We start from the raw sequence: 16217 nt of genomic DNA on the forward strand, positions 1-16217 counted from the left end.
CGCCACAAGTCAACGGGAGAGGTCGGCGGCCACCTCGCGGGTTATGGCTTGCAGGTCGGGGGGTAGCTGGTCCAGGCGGGTGTCGAGGTCGTCGGCGAAGGTAAGGCGTTCCACGTGGGGGGGCGGGACGGCCTCCGGCATCCACGCGGAGTGGATGAGGAACGGGACGGTGGTGCCGCGCGGCGGGGCCAGCACGGCGAGCGGGCCGCGCCCCACGTCGGCGGCGTCGAACAGCTCGATGCGGAAGCGGTCGTCGTTGTGGACGGCGACGACGAGGTAGCCGTCGTGCCCGCCCGGGTCGGCGCCCGCGTACCGGCTGCCGCCACGCCCACGCGGGACGAACGACGGTGAGGTGGGGTAGTCGTCCAGCGCGAACGTCCACTCGGCGAGCGGCTTCAGGTCGCCGCGGTCGTGGGTGACCAGGACGGCGGGAGTCTCCTCCGGCGGGAACAGGCCGGCGTCGACGCGGCCGGCGTAGTTGCGCAGCGCCCGCCGGTTGATCGCCTCGGGATGGAAGCCCAGGTAGACGAGGTGGTGCCGGGTCGGGTCGGTCTGGCCCTCGATGCTCCAGTCGATGGCCGACAGCTCGGCCTGCCACCAGCGCTCCGGGTTGCGGGCGCGGGCCCGCTCGGTCACCTCGCCCGTCTCCGGGTCGAACACCAGGACGGTGGTGAGCGCTGGTGTCATGCCGTGGCAGTACATGCCGCGCAGCGCCGGGTCGACGGGGCGGCCGAACGCGTCGAGGTCGTCCTCGCGCAGGTACATGCCGATGTCGACGCCTGGGGTGTGCTCCATGACGACCTGCACGCCGGCCGAGTCGTCGTACCCGGCGTAGAAGTGGTTGACCTCGGGCGCGATCCGGAACTCCTTGCAGGCGACCGTGCCGCCGCCGGGACGGAGGTCGTCCTTGCGGATCAGCAGGACGGGCCCGTCCGGGTTGTTGGCGACGGTGCGCTCCGCGCCGAACACCTCGTCGGGGTCGATCTTGTAGGCGGTGTCGGCGAGCACGAGCCACTCGCGGGTCTGCGTGATCGTGTGCGTGGCCTGCGGCAGGACGGCGCCCGCCACCTCCCAGCGCTCGACCCGGGTCCCCTCCCCCGCGTACCGGATCACCGCGACCGCGCCGGTCATGACGTCCCGGCTGACCGTCCACAGGCAGCCGCGCTCGGGGTCGACCACCGGGTGCGCGGACGTGGCGATCAGCGGCAGCACGGCCTGGTCGATCGCGGGCCGCCAGTCGTCGCGGTGCCCGACCTCGGCGACGAACCCGAGCGTGACCGGGTCGACCTCGACGGGCCGTCCCGCGTCCCAGGTGGCGAACAGCCGGTCGCCCCACGGCAGCGGGGCGGTGTTGGCGGCGTTCACGAATCCCCACGGCGAGCCGGTGCCGACGGGGCCGGCGGTGAACAGCTCCGGGCACCGGCGGCGCAGCCGGACGGACGGGGTGTCGATCACCCGGGCGCGCCAGCGGAACCGGCCGCCCGCGTCCGGGCGGAGCGGCAGGCGGGCGATGATCCCGTCGCCGAAGAACGCGTGCACGGGATGGGTGCGCTGGTCGGAGGTGCTGACGACGAAGTGGCCGCGCACGTCGTCCGGCCACGCGCCGGCGACGACCTGGAAGTCGAGATCGCCGATGTCCTGGGTGCCGAGGATCGAGCGGGGGATCGGCATGGCGCCTCCTGGGGGCCGGCGGGCCGTCGACACCCGCCAATCAACACGCTCGCGTCCTAGTCGTCAAGGTTCTAACCACTAAAGTGCCCACCGAGCGGCCGTTCCTCCTGGATGCGGATAGCCTGATATGTCGCGACCTTCCGGTCGCACTGAACCGGAACCACCGCTCCCCGCCTGGAGAAAGCACCCGATGCAGCCCGTCACCGTCCGCGACGCGCGTCCCCACGAGTACGACCTGATCGGCGAGCTGACCGTCGAGGTGTACGTGCACGGCGGGCTGGTCTCGCCCGAGTCCTCCTACGTCGGCAAGCTCCGCGACGCCGCCGACCGGGCCGCGAAGTCGCAGCTGCTCGTCGCGGAGGTCGCCGGGGAGGTCGCGGGCGCCGTCGCCTACTGCCCGCCCGGCAGCCCGTACGCCGAGCTGGCCGGCCCGGACGAGGCCGAGTTCCGCATGCTCGCCGTGCTGGCGAAGGCCCGCCGGTCCGGCGCGGGACGCGCCCTGGTCGGCGAGTGCGCGGCGCGCGCCCGCGCCGCGGGCCTGACCGGGCTGCGGCTGTCGACGCAGGCGAACATGGAGGCCGCGCACCGCATGTACGAGCGGCTCGGCTTCGTCCGCACCCCGGACCGCGACTGGTCCCCGGTGCCGGGCCTGCGCCTGCTCACCTACTCGCTGACGTTCTAGCCGCCCCGGCTTTTCAGGCGGCGGCGGGGGACGTCCAGAGCCGCGGACCGGAACGGGCGTCCAGGCGGCGCAGGAACGACAGGATGCCCGCGCTGCCGGTGCCCCAGGTGAACGCCTGGGTGTCGAGGTCGTTGCCGGGGAACACCGGCCGTCCGGGCTCGCCGCCGCTGCGCACGAGCATCAGCTCGACGATCTCCTCGGCGCCCCGCCAGTACGCGTCGTCGCCCGTGACCAGGGCGACGTCGATGAGCGCCTCCCCCATGCCCGCCAGACCGCAGCACTGCGACGACACCCATGCGCGCGGCGCGACCGCCAGGCAGGCGCGGGCGCCGCGCTCCGCGAGGTCAAGGTAGCGCGCGTCGTCGTAGGCGCGGGCGGCGCGCAGCAGCGCGCCGACGACACCAGACATTCCCTGGCACCACGATGCGCCCATCGGCCGCGCCGCCGGGCCGCCCAGCTCGCCGATCAGCGCCTCCGCCCGCTCGGCGAGCGCGGCGAACGCGTCGCGGGCGGCGGTGCCGGCCGCGGCGTCGCCGGTGGCGCGGTGGAAGGCCAGCAGGAAGTCGGCGACGCCCGCGTCACCGTGCGCGAACGCGGTGTCGACGGCGACGCCGGAGCCGGGCTGCTCGACCGCCACCGCCGCGTCCGGCGCGGCGACGTCACCCGCCAGCAGCCGCCGCGCGCACTCGGCCGCCATCGCCGCGTTGGCCGGGTCGGGGGCGAGGGCGTCGAGGATGAGGTGGCCGGTGCCGATGCCGGCGACGCCGTGCGCCTGGTCCGCGCGCTCGCCGCCGGACGTGCGGACGGGCCGCGGCATCGCGACCCCGGCGGCGGTCAGGAAGACCGCCGTCCCGGTGAGGCCGAAGTAGAGCGAGGCGGGCAGGTTCGCGGCGGGCAGGTTCGCGGCCGTCCAGTGGGCGAGGTCGGTGCCCGCCGCCTTGCCCTCGGGGTGCTGGAGGAGCTCCATCCCGACGCCCGCCGAACCGGCGTAGACGTTGGTGACGGGCGGGCTCGTCCGGTGGTCCTCGGGCTCGTCCATGAGCCGCTCGGCGAACCGGACGCATTCGCGCACGGTGTGGGAGAGGACGGACGACAGCAGCCCGCCGGTGAGGCGCGGGGTGGGCGCGGGGGGCGCGGCGCCGGCGGTCGCGTGGCGTCCGGCGCGGATCTCGGCGGCGGCGCGCGTCCGGACGGCGGGGCCCGGGCTGAGCAGCCGCGGCACCAGCGCGACCGCGCCGCCGCCCGGGGACGTCCGCGCCAGGCACTGCAGCGTCCGCTCGACGCCGCGTTCGGGGTCGGGATCGATGATGACGGGGTTCATCCCGGTAGCCGCGAAGAACAGCGTGGCGCCAAGCGAGAACAGGTCGTCGGCCGGCTCGGACGGCCGGCCGGTGCGCTGGTCGGGGACGCTGAAGCCGCGGCTCCAGCCGGGCATCTGCAGGTCGCCGTGGCGGCTGGTGCCGAAGTCGACGATCGTGCAGCCGCCGTCCGCGCCGAGCACCACGTTCTTCGGCGACAGGTCGCGGACGACCACGCCGCGCTCGTGTACCGCGTCGAGCACCGCGAGCAGCCGCGCCGCCAGGTCCGCGAGCGCGGGGCCGTCCAGCGCGCCGTGCTCGGCCACGTGCCGGTTGAGGTCGGTGGCGCCTGCGTCGCTCATGACCAGGTACTCGTCCTCGCCGTGCCGGAAGTGGTCCAGCGCCTCCGGGACGCCGTCGACGCCGGCGAGGACGGTCAGGACGCGCAGCTCGTTGCGCAGGTACATCCGCAGGTCGTAGCCCTCGGGATGCTCCCCGACGTAGGCGCGGGCCTCCTTGATGACAACGGGCCGCCCGGCCGCGTCCTCGGCCCGGTAGACGTTGCCGCGCGGGCCGCGCATCACCCCGGTGGTCACCCGGTAGCGGCCGCCGATCGTCCGGACGCGCGGCGCGTGCGGGCTCGGGGCCGCGGGCGCGCCCGCCGGCGAGGGCGGACGGAACGGGTCGGCCGTCCACGGCGGGCACCGGAACTCGACGTCGGCCGCGCCGGGCTCGGTCTCGCCGTCCGGGCCGACGACGACCAGCTCGAAGTCGCCGTTGTCGTCCACCTTGTACTGCGGGGCGAACGGGGCGTAGCGGTAGTAGACGGGCGCGTCGGGCCGGACGCGGCGGTCGCTGACCACGCGCGGCCCGGCCATGCCGGCGAGGGCGGCGGCGAGCGCGCGCCCCAGCCGGACGACCGCGTCCTGCGGCGGGTAGACGGTGACGGCCTTGCCGACGGAGGCGGCGTCGAGGTCGCCGGAGTTCAGCTCGCGCAGCATCTCCTCCGAACGCGCCGCCTTGAAATCGCAAGGGGTGGCCAGCAGCAGCGGCAGGATGCGGTCGAGCGTCTCCGCGAACGTGCCGGGCCGCGCCGAGACGTGCAGTTTCCAGCCCTGCCGGGGCGCGTCGAAGCCGGGATCGCGAACGCTGATCCAGGTGTCGTCGGCTCGGATTTCCCTACCACGTTCGTGGGCATTAGTGGAAATGCGCTGAAATACCGATGGCTCCATTGTCGCCCTTCGATCGCGGTACCGGCCCGGCAATGCGCGGACGCGCAGGAAGAGGCCACCGGTGGAAGCCAATGGCCTTTCCCGCGTGCGTCGGTCAGGGGGTCAGACGATGGAGGGGCAGCACGGGTAGCTGCTGCACACCGTGCGCTTGCAGGTGTTCACGCAGGCCTGCGGGCCGTGCAGCAGTTCCAGCAGCTCCATCTCGAAGTCGACGTCGAGGTCTTCCGGGTCGAGGACGCCGGCGTCGCGGGGCTCCAGGGCGAGCGCGGACATGGGGGGCTCCTTCCTCGGCCGCCGTTCGGGCGGCCCTTGGGGACCTGGCCGGGAACCCGGCATCGGTGGCGCCGAGTTCCCCGGGTCAAACGGACGCATTATGAGCAGATGATCAGCGGGCTGTCCAGACAGTGATTTGTCACCGGCGCGGCAGCGCCGAACGCGACGCTTGGAACGAGGCATTTACAGCGGTCCGCCGATGATCTAGGTTGGCCCTGTGTTCCGACGTTCCCCGGCCCTCGCCGACGACCGGTCGGGGCTCGAAATCACCTATTGGGAAAGCCGCGACGAGGAACTGCTGAAAGCCGGTCTGCCGGCGATGCTGCGGCGATTTCCGATGCTGGTCGCGGCGGCGGTCCGGCTGGCCTGGCAGGCGAGCCGGCGCGACACGGCGGTGGCGCTCGGCGGCAACCTGGCGGCCGGGGTGTTCACCGCGTTCGGGCTGCTGGCCACTTCCGACGTCCTGTCGTCGCTGTTCGCCGCCGGGCCGACGCCCGGGCGGGTCCGCGCGGCGCTGCCCGCGCTGGCCCTGGTCGGCGGGGCGGCGGCGCTTCGCGGCGCGCTCCTCGCCGCCGCCGGCTGGGCGCAGGCCCGGCTCAAGCCGCAGGTCGAGCGGCAGGCCGAGACGCGGCTGTTCGAGCTGACCACCCGGGTGGAGCTGACCGCGTTCGACGACCACGAGTTCCACAACGCGATGCGCCGCGCCCGCGACAACGGCGTGCCCGACACCGCCACCGTCGTGGAGACGACCGTCAGCGCGCTGACCGGCGCGGTCGGGCTGGCCGCACCCGCCGCCGCGCTCGGCCTGCTGCATCCCGTGCTGATGCCGCTGCTGCTGGTCACGGCGGTGCCGGCGGGCTGGGCGGCGCTGCGCACCGCGCGGCTGCGGTACGCGGCGTTCTACCGGCTGTCGGCGGCGCGGCGGCGCAAGTTCATGCTGTCGGACCTGATGGCCGAGCGGCAGCCGGCCGCCGAGGTCCGCGCGTTCACCCTGCGCGGCTTCCTGCTCGGCGAGTACGACCGGGTCGCGGAGCTCGAGCAGCGCGTCCAGCTGGACGTGGCGCGCCGGCAGACCGGCGCCAAGGCGGCCGGCGACCTGCTCACCGGGGCGGCCACCGTCGCCGTCTACGCCGCGCTCGCCGGCCTGCTCGCCGGCGGCGTCGTGCCGCTGTCGGTCGCGGGCGCCGCCGTGCTGGCGATCAGGGCCGGGCAGTCGTCGCTCGCCGCGTGCGTGCTGAGCCTGAACAGGCTCTACGAGGCGGGCCTGTACTTCGGCGACTACCTGAACTTCCGCGCGCTGGCCGCGGACCGGCTGCCGCCGCCGGACGGCGCCGCGCCGCCCGCCGGGGACTTCCACCGCATCACCGCCGACCGGGTGTCGTTCCGGTACCCGGGCGCGAGCGCGCCGGCGCTCACCGACGTCAGCGTCACCGTGCGGCGCGGCGAGGTGATCGCGCTGGTCGGCGAGAACGGCTCGGGCAAGACGACGCTGGCCAAGCTGCTCGCCGGGCTGTACCGGCCGGAGTCCGGGACGATCCGCTGGGACGGCGCCGACCTCGCCGGGCTGGACGGCGACGCGCTCCGCCGCCGCATCGCGGTCATCGCGCAGGACCACACGCGCTGGCCGCTCACCGTCCGGGAGAACATCGTGATGGGCCGCCCGCTCGACGAGGACCGGCTCGCGGGCGCCGCCGCGGCGGCGGGCGCGGACCGGGTGGTCGGCGAGCTGCCGGACGGCTACGACGCGCTGCTGGACCGGCGCTTCCGGGGCGGCCACGACCTGTCGGGCGGGCAGTGGCAGCGCATCGCCGCCGCGCGCGGCTTCTACCGGGACGCCGCGCTGGTGATCTTCGACGAGCCGACCTCCGCGCTCGACGCCCGCGCCGAGCACGCCCTGTTCGAGCGTATCCGGCGGCACGCCGCCGGCCGGACGGTGGTGCTGATCAGCCACCGGCTGGCCAGCGTCCGCTTCGCCGACCGCATCTACGTGCTGGACCACGGCCGCGTCACCGAGAGCGGCGCGCACGCCGAGCTGCTCGCGGCGGACGGGCTGTACGCCGACCTGTACCGGCTCCAGGCGTCGGCGTACGAGCCGGACCCGCAGGAGGCGGCGTGACCGTCCTTGCGTCGGCGTGGCCGGCGCTGATCGCGGTGCTGCTGGTCGCGGCCGGCGGCAAGGTCCGCGACGTGCGCGGCTTCGCGGCGGCGATCGGTGCCTACCGCGTCCTGCCGCAGCGGCTGACCGGGGCCGCGGCGGTCGCGGTGCTGTCCGCCGAGGCGGCGGCGGCCGGGCTGCTGGCCGTCCCCGCCACCCGGCGCTGGGGCGCGCTGGCCGCGGCGGCACTGTTCGCGGCGTTCCTCGGCGCGATGGCCTCGGTGCTGCGCCGCGGCATGGAGATCGACTGCGGCTGCTTCGGGTCGGCGCGCCGTCCGACCCCGGTCGGCGCCGCGTCGATGGCGCGGACGGGGCTGCTCCTGGTGCTGGCCGTCATGGCGGCGGTCGCCGGGCCGGCGCCGTTCTCTCCGCTGCAGCCGGTGCTCGCGGCGGTCCTCCTCGGCGCGGTCGCCGTGGTGCCTCGGCCGCGCCTCGGGCTCGCCGAGCCGGAGGCGCCGCCGCCCGCGGGCCCGCGCCCCGGCACGCGGTTCGCGCTGAACTTCCCGATCGACGCCCCAACGGTGTTCGCGCTGGTCTCGCCGTCCTGCGGCCTCTGCCTCACCATGCTGCCGGTCTTCGCCGAGGCCGCGTCCGGGCGACGGGTGGTGCTGGTGAGCGCGGCGGACGAGGACGGCGTCCGGCGGCACCTGGACGAGGAGGGCATCGCCCTGCCGCTGGTGACGGATCCGGACGTGTACGACGCCAACGGCATCCCGTGGCCGCCGTACGCCGTCGTCACCGACGCCGCCGGGACCGTCCTCGCGGCGGGCGGCGCGGACACGCCCCGGCGGTTCCACGCCCTCCTGCACCGGGCGGAGTCGGCCGGAGCACGCCGCCCTGGCTGACTCCGGCCGGCCCGGTCACCAGGCGCGCATGCGCGCCACCACGCCGGTGTCGTAGGTGCCGTCGACGAACTCGCGGTGGTCGAGCAGCTCCGCCAGGAGCGGCAGGTTCGTCGGGACGCCCTCGATGCGGAACGCGCCGAGCGCGGCGCGGGCCCGGGCCAGCGCGTGCGCGCGGTCGTCCCCGTGCACGCACAGCTTGGCCAGCAGCGAGTCGTAGTAGGGCGTGACGGTGTTGCCCTCGTGGTAGCCCGCGTCGATGCGGATGCCGTCGCCGACCGGCTCCTCCCACACCTTGATCTCGCCGGTGCCGGGCCGGAAGTTTTGCGGGTCCTCGGCGTGGACGCGGAACTCGATCGCGTGCCCGCCGGGCGCGGCGCCGGGCGGCGCGGGCCGCTCACCGGCGGCGATCCGGAGCTGCTGCTCGACCAGGTCGATGCCGGTGACCGCCTCGGTCACCGGATGCTCGATCTGCAGCCGCGTCGTCATCTCCAGGAACGCGAACTCCTGCGCGACCGGGTCGACCAGGAACTCGACGGTCCCGGCGCCCCGGTAGCCGACGGCCTCGCCCGCGCGGACCGCCGCGGCGAGCATCCGCTCCCGCATCGCCGGCCCGACGCCGGGCGACGGGCTCTCCTCGGCGACCTTCTGGAACCGGCGCTGGACGGAGCACTCCCGCTCCCCCAGCGCGACGACGGCGCCGTCCGGGAGGCCGAGGATCTGCACCTCGACGTGCCGGGCGCCCTCGACGTACCGCTCCAGCAGGACGTCGCCGTGCCCGAACAGCCGCACCGCGGTCGTGTGCGCCGCCTCGAACGCGGTGCGCAGCGACGCCTCGTCGTAGGCGGCGCCGAGCCCGGCGCCGCCCCCGCCGGCGGCGGGCTTCACCAGCACCGGGTAGCCGATCCGCTCGGCCTCCTCCAGCGCGGTCGCCGCGTCCCGGACGGGCTCCCACGCGCCCGGCGAGACCGGGACGCCCGCCTCCTTCATCAGGTTCCGGGCGTTGACCTTGTCGCCCATCCGGGCGATGACCAGCGGCGGCGGACCGACCCAGACCAGGTCCCGCTCGGCGGCCGCCCGCGCGAACGCGGCGCTCTCGGCGAGGAACCCGTAGCCGGGGTGGACGGCCCGCGCGTTCGTGCGGTGCGCCGCCTCCAGCACGGCCGCCGCGTTGAGGTAGCTGCGCGCCGGGTCGGCCGGGCCGATCAGCACCGCCTCGTCCGCCTCCGCGACGTAGGGCAGGTCGGCGTCGGCCTCGGAGTACACCGCGATCGCCTTCAGGCCCATCGCCTGCGCGGTGCGCACCACCCGGCCGGCGATCTCACCCCGGTTCGCCACCAGCACGGACTCGAACACCTGCGGACTCCTCATCGGCGATCTGCGCCCGCCGGCGGGCCCGGCGGTCCTGCCCCGCCGACCCTAGCGCCAATGCCGGCCGGGGTCCGGCCGTACGGCCGAGGAACGCCGCCCGCGCCGCCGCGGCCCCCGCCTCAGGGACGGGGGCGGCGGTCGACGACGCGGCTGAGCGCCTCCACGACCGTCGGGTCGTACTCGGCGGCCGAGTCCAGCCGGAGCCGCTCCAGCACGGCGGCGCCCCGGTCCCGGTCGGCGGAGTCGCCGACCAGGTCGTCGTAGGCGTTCGCGACCTTGATGATGCGCCCGGCCAGCGGCGGCGCCGGGGCGGGCCGCTCGGCCTCCCCGGCGCCCGCGAGCGCCTCCGGGCCCGTCCGGTACGGGTGCGACGACAGCTGGACGATGTGCGCGACCCGGTCCAGCACGCCGGTCTGCTTGATGACCTCGGCGCCGAGCTCGGCGATGCGGCGCTGCTCGGCGGGCGAGGCGAGCACCGTCGCGCCGCCGGGGATCGGGTCGCCGAGCGACAGCTGCCCGATGTCGTGCATCAGCGCCGCGTACTCCAGCTCGAGCAGCTCCTCCTCGGACATGCCGAGCTCGCGGCCCATCGCGACCGACAGCCGCGACACCCGCCGCGAGTGCCCGGTCTCGACGTAACCGCCGACCTCGGTGACCCGCGACAGGGCCCGGACGGTCTGCAGGTACGTCGCGCGGATCCCCGCGTACCGGCGGAACGCGAACTGGGTGACCAGGATCGGCACCGTGAAGATCAGCAGCGCGGCCTCGCCCATCGCGGTGGTCGCGACCGCGATCAGCATCGCGGTGGCGCTGGTCGCCGCGCACAGCGCCATCTTCGCGTCGATCTCGTCGCGCAGCGCGATGCCGAACCGGGCCCGCACCGCCTCCGCCCGGATCATCGCGGCGATCAGCACGTCGGTGAAGCAGGACAGCACGACGACCAGGCCCATCACCGCGAGCAGCAGCTGCCAGGGCAGGCCGAGCGTCAGCATCGGACGGAAGCACAGCGCGACGACCGCGACGGTGAACAGCCGGCGCGCCATCGCGTCGGGGCGCGGGGACCGGCCGACGAGGATGTGCGGCAGCGACCCGACCAGCATCCCGACCGAGGTCACCGCGACGACCTGCAGCGGCGAGTGCTCGGCGGGGACGACGCCGAGCGGCGCGTCCGGCGGGGCGCCCTCGGGGCCGATGCCGACCAGCAGCGCGTAGCCCATCGCGCCGGCGCTGGCGATCGGCGCGACCTCCCGGTTGCCGGGCATCACCATCCGGAACAGCTCGCCGAGCGCGATCAGCACGCCGAAGATGATCGCGACGTTGGGCTGCCGCAGCCCGGCGGCGGCGACCTCGGCGATCGCGACGACGACGAACAGCCCGGCGGTCGCGATCAGCAGCAGCTGGCCGGAGTCGATGGTCTGCCATGCGGCCCGCTCGCGGCGGGCCCGGATCTGGGTGCTGCTCATGGGAGGTCCCGTCACCGCCGTGCTTCGTCTCCGGCGACCCGCAGCGGCGCGCTCGGGTCGTCATGGTCCTGCTGGGTGGTCTCGACGACGTCGTCGTCCGGCAGCACGACGGGCCGCGGCGGCTCCCAGCCGTCGCGGTCCAGCGCGCGCAGGAACGCCTCCACCATCTCCGGGTCGAAGTGGTCGCCCATGCCGCGGCGCAGCTCCGCCACGGCCTCCTCGACGGTGCGGGCCGCCCGGTAGGAGCGGGTGGAGGTCATCGAGTCGAACGCGTCCGCGACGGAGATGACCCGGGCAAACTCGGGGATCTCGTCGCCGGCCAGGCCCATCGGGTAGCCGCGGCCGTTCACCTTCTCGTGGTGGTGCATGATCCCGGCGAGCGCCTCGTCCAGGAACCCGATCTCGCGGACGATCTCCAGCCCGCGCATCGGGTGCAGCTGGATCGCGGCGAACTCCTCCTCGGTGAGCGAGCCGGACTTCTGCAGCACCTTCGTCGGGACGCCGAGCTTGCCGACGTCGTGCAGCATGCCCGCGTACCGGATCGCCTCGACCCGGTCGGCGCGCATGCCGATCTCCTGCGCGATCATCACCGAGCCGCGGGAGACGCGCTCGGAATGGCCGCGGGTGTAGAAGTCCTTGGTCTCGACGGCCTGGCAGAGCGCGGCGAGGGTGGCGGCGTGCGCCTGCTGCTGCGCGTACGCCTGGTCCATCGCCCAGCGGGCGATGAACAGCGGCAGCAGCACCAGCACGGCGGCGAAGGCGCCGATCCGCGGCCACAGCCCGGCGATCAGCAGCCCGACCATGCCGTAGCCGAGGCAGCCGACGGCGAGCTGGCCGCTCTCGTGCAGCAGCTCGCGCGGCGCGGCCTGCCGGGACAGCAGCAGCACCCCCGCCATGAGCAGCAGGTTGACCAGGACGAAGGTGACGAGGGCGCCGAGGAACGGGCCGATCACGTGCTCCACCCAGCGGGCCTGCTCGGGGTGGAAGCGGTCGCCGCCGAGCAGGTCGAAGACCGTGCCGGCGCAGAAGCCGCTGAGCGCGAACTGGGCGCCGTTGAAGGCGCGCTTCTCGGGCGCGAAGAACCGCTGCCCGGTGACCAGGGCGGACAGCCCGAGCAGCGCGGCGCCGGCCGCGCCGAGCAGCACGACGCCCGCGAGGCTGGCGGCGAAGCTCAGCGAGACGCGGGCCCGCTCGACGTTCAGCCGGGCGGGTGCCGAGTCGCAGATCAGGAACAGCAGGGCCAGCACGGCCAGCTTCGTCCAGTCCACCCCCGTGAAGGACGACGTGGCGATGACCGCGGCCGCGAGCGCGACCACCCCGCACACGTACGCCCAGGCAGCGAGAGGTAGTCCACGCATTGCCGCCCCTTAGGGAGTGACGAACGAGCGGGCCGCCGCCCGGATCGACCGTGCCTGCCGGCACCTAGACCCAGGAAACGCCCTCGGGCATCATCAGCGACGATCCCGTGGCGCTCTGGCACCGGCCCGCTGCGGCCGGACTGTCGCACGTGAGCATGGCTTCCGCCTCCCCCTGTCGACCGGGTCTGCCGGCACGGACCGGCCCCGCCGGAACCGCGCGGCCCCGGTCTCCCAGGTCCGCACGTACCCCTTTTCTCGGGGCACGCACGCGTTCCCGTCGCTGATCAGGCACCAAGCCTAACGCGAACTGCCCAGGTCACACAGGCATGCCGGGAATCGTGAGCAAAGCGTGAAGCAAATGTCACTTTAAGTGATCAATGGCCGAGGATTAATGCACCGAGCGTGCCCGCACAATAGCTCTGCACAATCTCAATGCACGTGCATCCGCGAATGGCATTCTTAAACCGGTCAGAATCGACCCATCAATGGCACCAAGCCGCATTCCTCGGCTCTCCGGCACCGACCGCTCGATCAGGTCCTGCGCTCGCGTACTCGGTCAGGCCGTGCGCTCGCGCGCCCAGGCGGCCGTCTCGGCGAGGCCGTCCACGAGGCTCACCCGCGGCTCCCAGCCCAGCGCCTCCCGGGTCGGCCCCGGGTCCACCGCCATCGCGGGCAGGTCGCCCAGGCGCGGCGGCGCGAACTCCGGCTCGTCCGGCGCGCCCACCGCGGCTGCCACGAGCGCGTGCAGGTCCCGGTCGGTCGTCTGCAGGCCCGTCCCCACGTTGAACCGGCCGCCGCCGCCCGCCTCGCCCGCCGCGCGGGCGAACGCGTCCACCACGTCCAGGACGTACACGTAGTCGCGGGTCTGCTTGCCGTCCCCGAACACCCGCGTCGGGCGCCCCGCCAGCAGCGCGTCGGTGAAGATCGAGATCACGCCGGCCTCGCCCTCCGGCGTCTGCCGCGGCCCGTACACGTTCGCCAGCGTCAATGTCGTGAAGTCGAGGCCGTGCAGCGCCCGGTACATCCCGGCGTAAACCTCGCCGGTCACCTTCGACGCCGCGTACGGCGAGGCGGGGCGCAGCGGCGCGTCCGGCGGGACGGGCAGCGCGTCCGGCACCCCGTACACCGCGCAGCTGGAGGTGAACACGACCTTGCGGCTGCCCGCCTTCCGCGCCGCCTCCAGCACGTTCGCCGTGCCGAGCCCGTTGACCCGCACGTCGTGCAGCGGGTCGGCGACGCTCGCGCGCACGCTCACCTGCGCCGCGAGGTGGCAGACCACCTCGGGGCGGCGCGCCGCCGTCCGCTCGGCGAGCGCCGGGTCGGCGACGTCCATCCGCCACAGCTCGATCGCCGGGTTGAGGTTGGCCCCCGACGACAGGTCGTCGACGCCGACGACCTCGTGGCCGTCGGCGAGGAGCCGGTCGACGAGATGGGACCCGATGAAGCCGGCCGCGCCGGTGACGAGAGCGAGCACCCCAGCACGATACCCAGCCTGGGCGCCCCCGATCGGGCCCGTGCCCGGCCGTCCTCGGACAGCGCCGGACACCGCGGCGCGCAGGCGGTCAGCGGCGGACGGCGCGCAGCGGGACGGTCCTCAGGCGGACTCGGACGCGCCGGTGCCGCCGGCCGCGACGCCCCCGGACGCCTTGATCTCGCCGCAGATCTCCTCGATCCGGCCGAGCACCTTCGAGCGCAGGTCGGCCGGCGCCTGCTCGCATCCGCAGGACTTGTTCACGATCTTCTTGACGGCCTCCTCCAGGCCGTACTCGCGCAGGCAGGGCCCGCACTCGTCGAGGTGCTCGCGCACCTCGCCGCAGCCGCCCTGGTCGAGTTCGCCGTCAAGGTAGCTGTAGACGCGCGCGAGGACCTCTTCACAGGACGTCTCGTGGTGGTCGCCACAGCTCATGGCTCACGCACCCCTCTCGCTCACCGCGCCGCGCCCGGCCGCGGTGTCCGGCATGTCGCTCCGTGCTGCGCGTCCGGCGCGTCCCCGGCTCATGCCGGCCCCCCGGAGGCCCGCGTCAGGCCGCGGTCCTGAGCGTAGTCCTCCAGCATCCCGCGCAGCTGCCGGCGGCCCCGGTGCAGCCGCGACATCACCGTGCCGATGGGCGTGCCCATGATGTCGGCTATCTCCTTGTAGGCGAAGCCCTCGACGTCGGCGAGGTAGACGGCGATGCGGAACTCCTCGGGCAGCTCCTGCAGCGCCCGCTTCACGTCGGAGTCGGGCAGGTGCTCCAGCGCCTCCGCCTCGGCGGACTTCAGGCCGCTGGAGGTGTGCGACTCGGCGCGCGCGAGCTGCCAGTCCTCGATCTCCTCGGTCGCGGACTGCTGCGGCTGGCGCTGCCGCTTGCGGTAGGAGTTGATGAACGTGTTGGTCAGGATGCGGTACAGCCACGCCTTGAGGTTGGTGCCTTCCTTGAACTGGTGGAAGGACGCGAACGCCTTGGCGAAGGTCTCCTGCACGAGATCCTCGGCGTCCGCCGGGTTGCGCGTCATGCGCAGCGCGGCCGAGTACAGCTGGTCCAAGAACGGGAGCACGTCGCGCTGGAACCGCTCCTGGCGCTGCTCAACGGTCTCCGTGGTGCCCGGTACCTGACCCACCCCCTTGACTGTGGCGCCCTCGGCCTTGGCCGGCCTGGCGGCGTCGTATCCCACAGACGATATCGGGCCGCGCTGCCTCATCACGCCCTTGGGGGCGCGCGCGCCACCGGGCGGGGAGACTACCCCCGCGCCGCGCGGGTAATCGGCAACGGCTGTGGTCATCGGCCTGCACCTCCGCTGTGTGCTCGTCCATCGCTCTGCTCGTCCGTCGCCGCTCGGGCGCGGGGGGCGCGGTCCGGTCGGGCCGCACCGCGCATGCGGACGCTTATGAGACGGTGCAACGCCGGGACGCGCCCGCCGATTCCCCGACCGGGAGCCGCGCGCGGAAAAGGTTCCGGACGTCCCCGAGCGGACCGGGCCGACCCCGCCCGGCCCTGCACGGAGGGTGATGACCGGGCCCTGGCGGGGAAGAACTCACATACACGGCGAGAACAGGAGCAACCGTTGCTACCGGTGCCGGCGCGACCTCCCGAGCCCACCATCGCCAGCCTGCGCGACTCCCCCACGGAGGGCGACGCCCTGGCGCGCTATTGGAGGTTCTACTGGGCGGTGGCCGACGCGCAGCTGGCGCGCTGGCTGCCGCGCAGGCCGTCGCGCGTCCTCGACATCTCCGGCGATCACGGGCGCTGCGCCGAGCGGGCCGCGGAGGCCGGGCACACCGTGATCGAGGTCCGCGACCCGCTGCTGGAGCGCCGCACGGCCGGGGCGCTCGCGGCGGGGACGGCGTGCGGCGGGGCGTCCGGGCCGGGCCCCGCGACGACCAAGGTCTTCGGGGACTCGGGGTCGCTGGCCTTCCTCGGCGGCGCGTCCATGGACGCCGTCCTCGCCGAGAACCGGGTGCTGTCGCGGCACCTGGCCACCGAGGAGACGATCGCGGAGATCGCGCGGGTGCTGCGGCCCGGCGGGCGGGTGCTGCTGTGCGTGGACTCGCTGACGCTCGGGATGGCGCTGCTGGCCGAGCAGAGCCACTGGGCGCACCTGTCGGACGTGCCGAGCGCGGAGGTCGTGCTGGTGCCGTGGCCGGACGGGACGATCACCCGCTGCTTCGGCGCCGACCAGCTCCGCGAGCTGCTCGCCGAGGTCGGGCTCGAGGTCTCGTGGATCCGGCCGCGCACGGCGCTGTCCCCGTCGACGGTGGAGCACGTGCTGTCCTCGTCGCCGGACGCGCTGCCGCGCCTCGTCCGGACCGAGCTGAACGCCCCGCCCGGGGACGAGTCGCTGGGCTTCCACCTCCTGGCCAGCGCCAAGCGCGTCTAGGACGGCGTCTGGGG

At 74.5% G+C, this 16217-nt stretch carries 13 protein-coding genes; 4 read left to right on the forward strand and 9 right to left on the reverse strand.

Annotation, left to right across the window (positions count from 1 at the left end; all coding sequences use genetic code 11):
* Nucleotides 1–9: 9 nt before the first annotated feature.
* The gene (locus tag F8568_RS33470) at nt 10–1671 is read right to left on the reverse strand and encodes a carotenoid oxygenase family protein (RefSeq protein WP_151597703.1); all 1662 of its coding nucleotides are present in this window, start codon (nt 1669–1671) and stop codon (nt 10–12) included.
* A gap of 190 nt (nt 1672–1861) precedes the next feature.
* Here F8568_RS33470 and F8568_RS33475 point away from each other — a divergent pair, with 190 nt between their 5' ends.
* The gene (locus tag F8568_RS33475; RefSeq protein ID WP_151597704.1) at nt 1862–2353 is read left to right on the forward strand and encodes a GNAT family N-acetyltransferase; all 492 of its coding nucleotides are present in this window, start codon (nt 1862–1864) and stop codon (nt 2351–2353) included.
* 13 nt (nt 2354–2366) lie between these two features.
* Here the strand turns inward: F8568_RS33475 and lanL are convergent, their stop codons facing one another.
* Together lanL and F8568_RS47165 are read right to left on the reverse strand one after the other, a co-directional pair.
* Nucleotides 2367–4883, reverse strand: a complete 2517-nt coding sequence (gene lanL / locus F8568_RS33480) for a class IV lanthionine synthetase LanL (RefSeq protein WP_151597705.1) — start codon at nt 4881–4883, stop codon at nt 2367–2369.
* A gap of 102 nt (nt 4884–4985) precedes the next feature.
* Nucleotides 4986–5156 (reverse strand): hypothetical protein, encoded by a 171-nt coding sequence (locus tag F8568_RS47165; RefSeq protein WP_202125660.1) that lies wholly within the window; start codon nt 5154–5156, stop codon nt 4986–4988.
* 217 nt (nt 5157–5373) lie between these two features.
* Between F8568_RS47165 and F8568_RS33485 the strand changes: the two genes are divergently transcribed.
* Together F8568_RS33485 and F8568_RS47170 are read left to right on the forward strand one after the other, a co-directional pair.
* Nucleotides 5374–7272, forward strand: a complete 1899-nt coding sequence (locus F8568_RS33485; RefSeq protein WP_328601137.1) for an ABC transporter ATP-binding protein — start codon at nt 5374–5376, stop codon at nt 7270–7272.
* On the forward strand, nt 7269–8156 hold the full coding sequence (locus F8568_RS47170) for a MauE/DoxX family redox-associated membrane protein (RefSeq protein ID WP_202125661.1): 888 nt from the start codon (nt 7269–7271) through the stop codon (nt 8154–8156). The genes F8568_RS33485 and F8568_RS47170 overlap by 4 nt, the downstream gene beginning before the upstream one ends.
* 15 nt (nt 8157–8171) lie before the next feature.
* On the opposite strand, the gene F8568_RS33495 is transcribed toward F8568_RS47170, so the two are convergent.
* The 6 genes from F8568_RS33495 to F8568_RS33520 all read right to left on the reverse strand — a co-directional run bounded on the left by F8568_RS33495 (nt 8172) and on the right by F8568_RS33520 (nt 14946).
* Nucleotides 8172–9509, reverse strand: a complete 1338-nt coding sequence (locus F8568_RS33495; protein WP_151597706.1) for an acetyl-CoA carboxylase biotin carboxylase subunit — start codon at nt 9507–9509, stop codon at nt 8172–8174.
* 134 nt (nt 9510–9643) lie between these two features.
* Nucleotides 9644–10987, reverse strand: a complete 1344-nt coding sequence (locus tag F8568_RS33500) for an HD-GYP domain-containing protein (RefSeq protein WP_151597707.1) — start codon at nt 10985–10987, stop codon at nt 9644–9646.
* 11 nt (nt 10988–10998) lie between these two features.
* The gene (locus F8568_RS33505) at nt 10999–12345 is read right to left on the reverse strand and encodes an HD-GYP domain-containing protein (protein ID WP_151597708.1); all 1347 of its coding nucleotides are present in this window, start codon (nt 12343–12345) and stop codon (nt 10999–11001) included.
* 556 nt (nt 12346–12901) lie between these two features.
* Entirely contained in the window at nt 12902–13819 is a 918-nt protein-coding gene (locus F8568_RS33510; RefSeq protein WP_151597709.1) for an NAD-dependent epimerase/dehydratase family protein, read from the reverse strand.
* Between the two features lie 120 nt (nt 13820–13939).
* Nucleotides 13940–14251 (reverse strand): mycothiol system anti-sigma-R factor, encoded by a 312-nt coding sequence (gene rsrA, locus F8568_RS33515; protein WP_151597710.1) that lies wholly within the window; start codon nt 14249–14251, stop codon nt 13940–13942.
* 89 nt (nt 14252–14340) lie between these two features.
* A complete protein-coding gene (locus tag F8568_RS33520; RefSeq protein ID WP_151597711.1) occupies nt 14341–14946 on the reverse strand; it encodes a sigma-70 family RNA polymerase sigma factor in 606 nt (201 codons plus the stop codon).
* A gap of 453 nt (nt 14947–15399) precedes the next feature.
* On the opposite strand from F8568_RS33520, the gene F8568_RS33525 reads away from it, so the two are divergent.
* The gene (locus F8568_RS33525) at nt 15400–16203 is read left to right on the forward strand and encodes a class I SAM-dependent methyltransferase (protein ID WP_328601138.1); all 804 of its coding nucleotides are present in this window, start codon (nt 15400–15402) and stop codon (nt 16201–16203) included.
* Nucleotides 16204–16217: the final 14 nt, after the last annotated feature.

Origin of the sequence: Actinomadura physcomitrii (assembly GCF_008923205.2) — a bacterium.
Taxonomy (GTDB): domain Bacteria; phylum Actinomycetota; class Actinomycetes; order Streptosporangiales; family Streptosporangiaceae; genus Spirillospora; species Spirillospora physcomitrii.

Coding starts and splice junctions, on each gene's coding strand:
- F8568_RS33500 (WP_151597707.1), bottom strand. CDS start 10,987: ATGAGCAGCACCCAGATCCGGGCCCGCCGCGAGCGGGCCGCATGGCAG.
- F8568_RS33505 (WP_151597708.1), bottom strand. CDS start 12,345: ATGCGTGGACTACCTCTCGCTGCCTGGGCGTACGTGTGCGGGGTGGTC.
- F8568_RS47165 (WP_202125660.1), bottom strand. CDS start 5,156: ATGTCCGCGCTCGCCCTGGAGCCCCGCGACGCCGGCGTCCTCGACCCG.
- F8568_RS33475 (WP_151597704.1), top strand. CDS start 1,862: ATGCAGCCCGTCACCGTCCGCGACGCGCGTCCCCACGAGTACGACCTG.
- F8568_RS33470 (WP_151597703.1), bottom strand. CDS start 1,671: ATGCCGATCCCCCGCTCGATCCTCGGCACCCAGGACATCGGCGATCTC.
- lanL (WP_151597705.1), bottom strand. CDS start 4,883: ATGGAGCCATCGGTATTTCAGCGCATTTCCACTAATGCCCACGAACGT.
- rsrA (WP_151597710.1), bottom strand. CDS start 14,251: ATGAGCTGTGGCGACCACCACGAGACGTCCTGTGAAGAGGTCCTCGCG.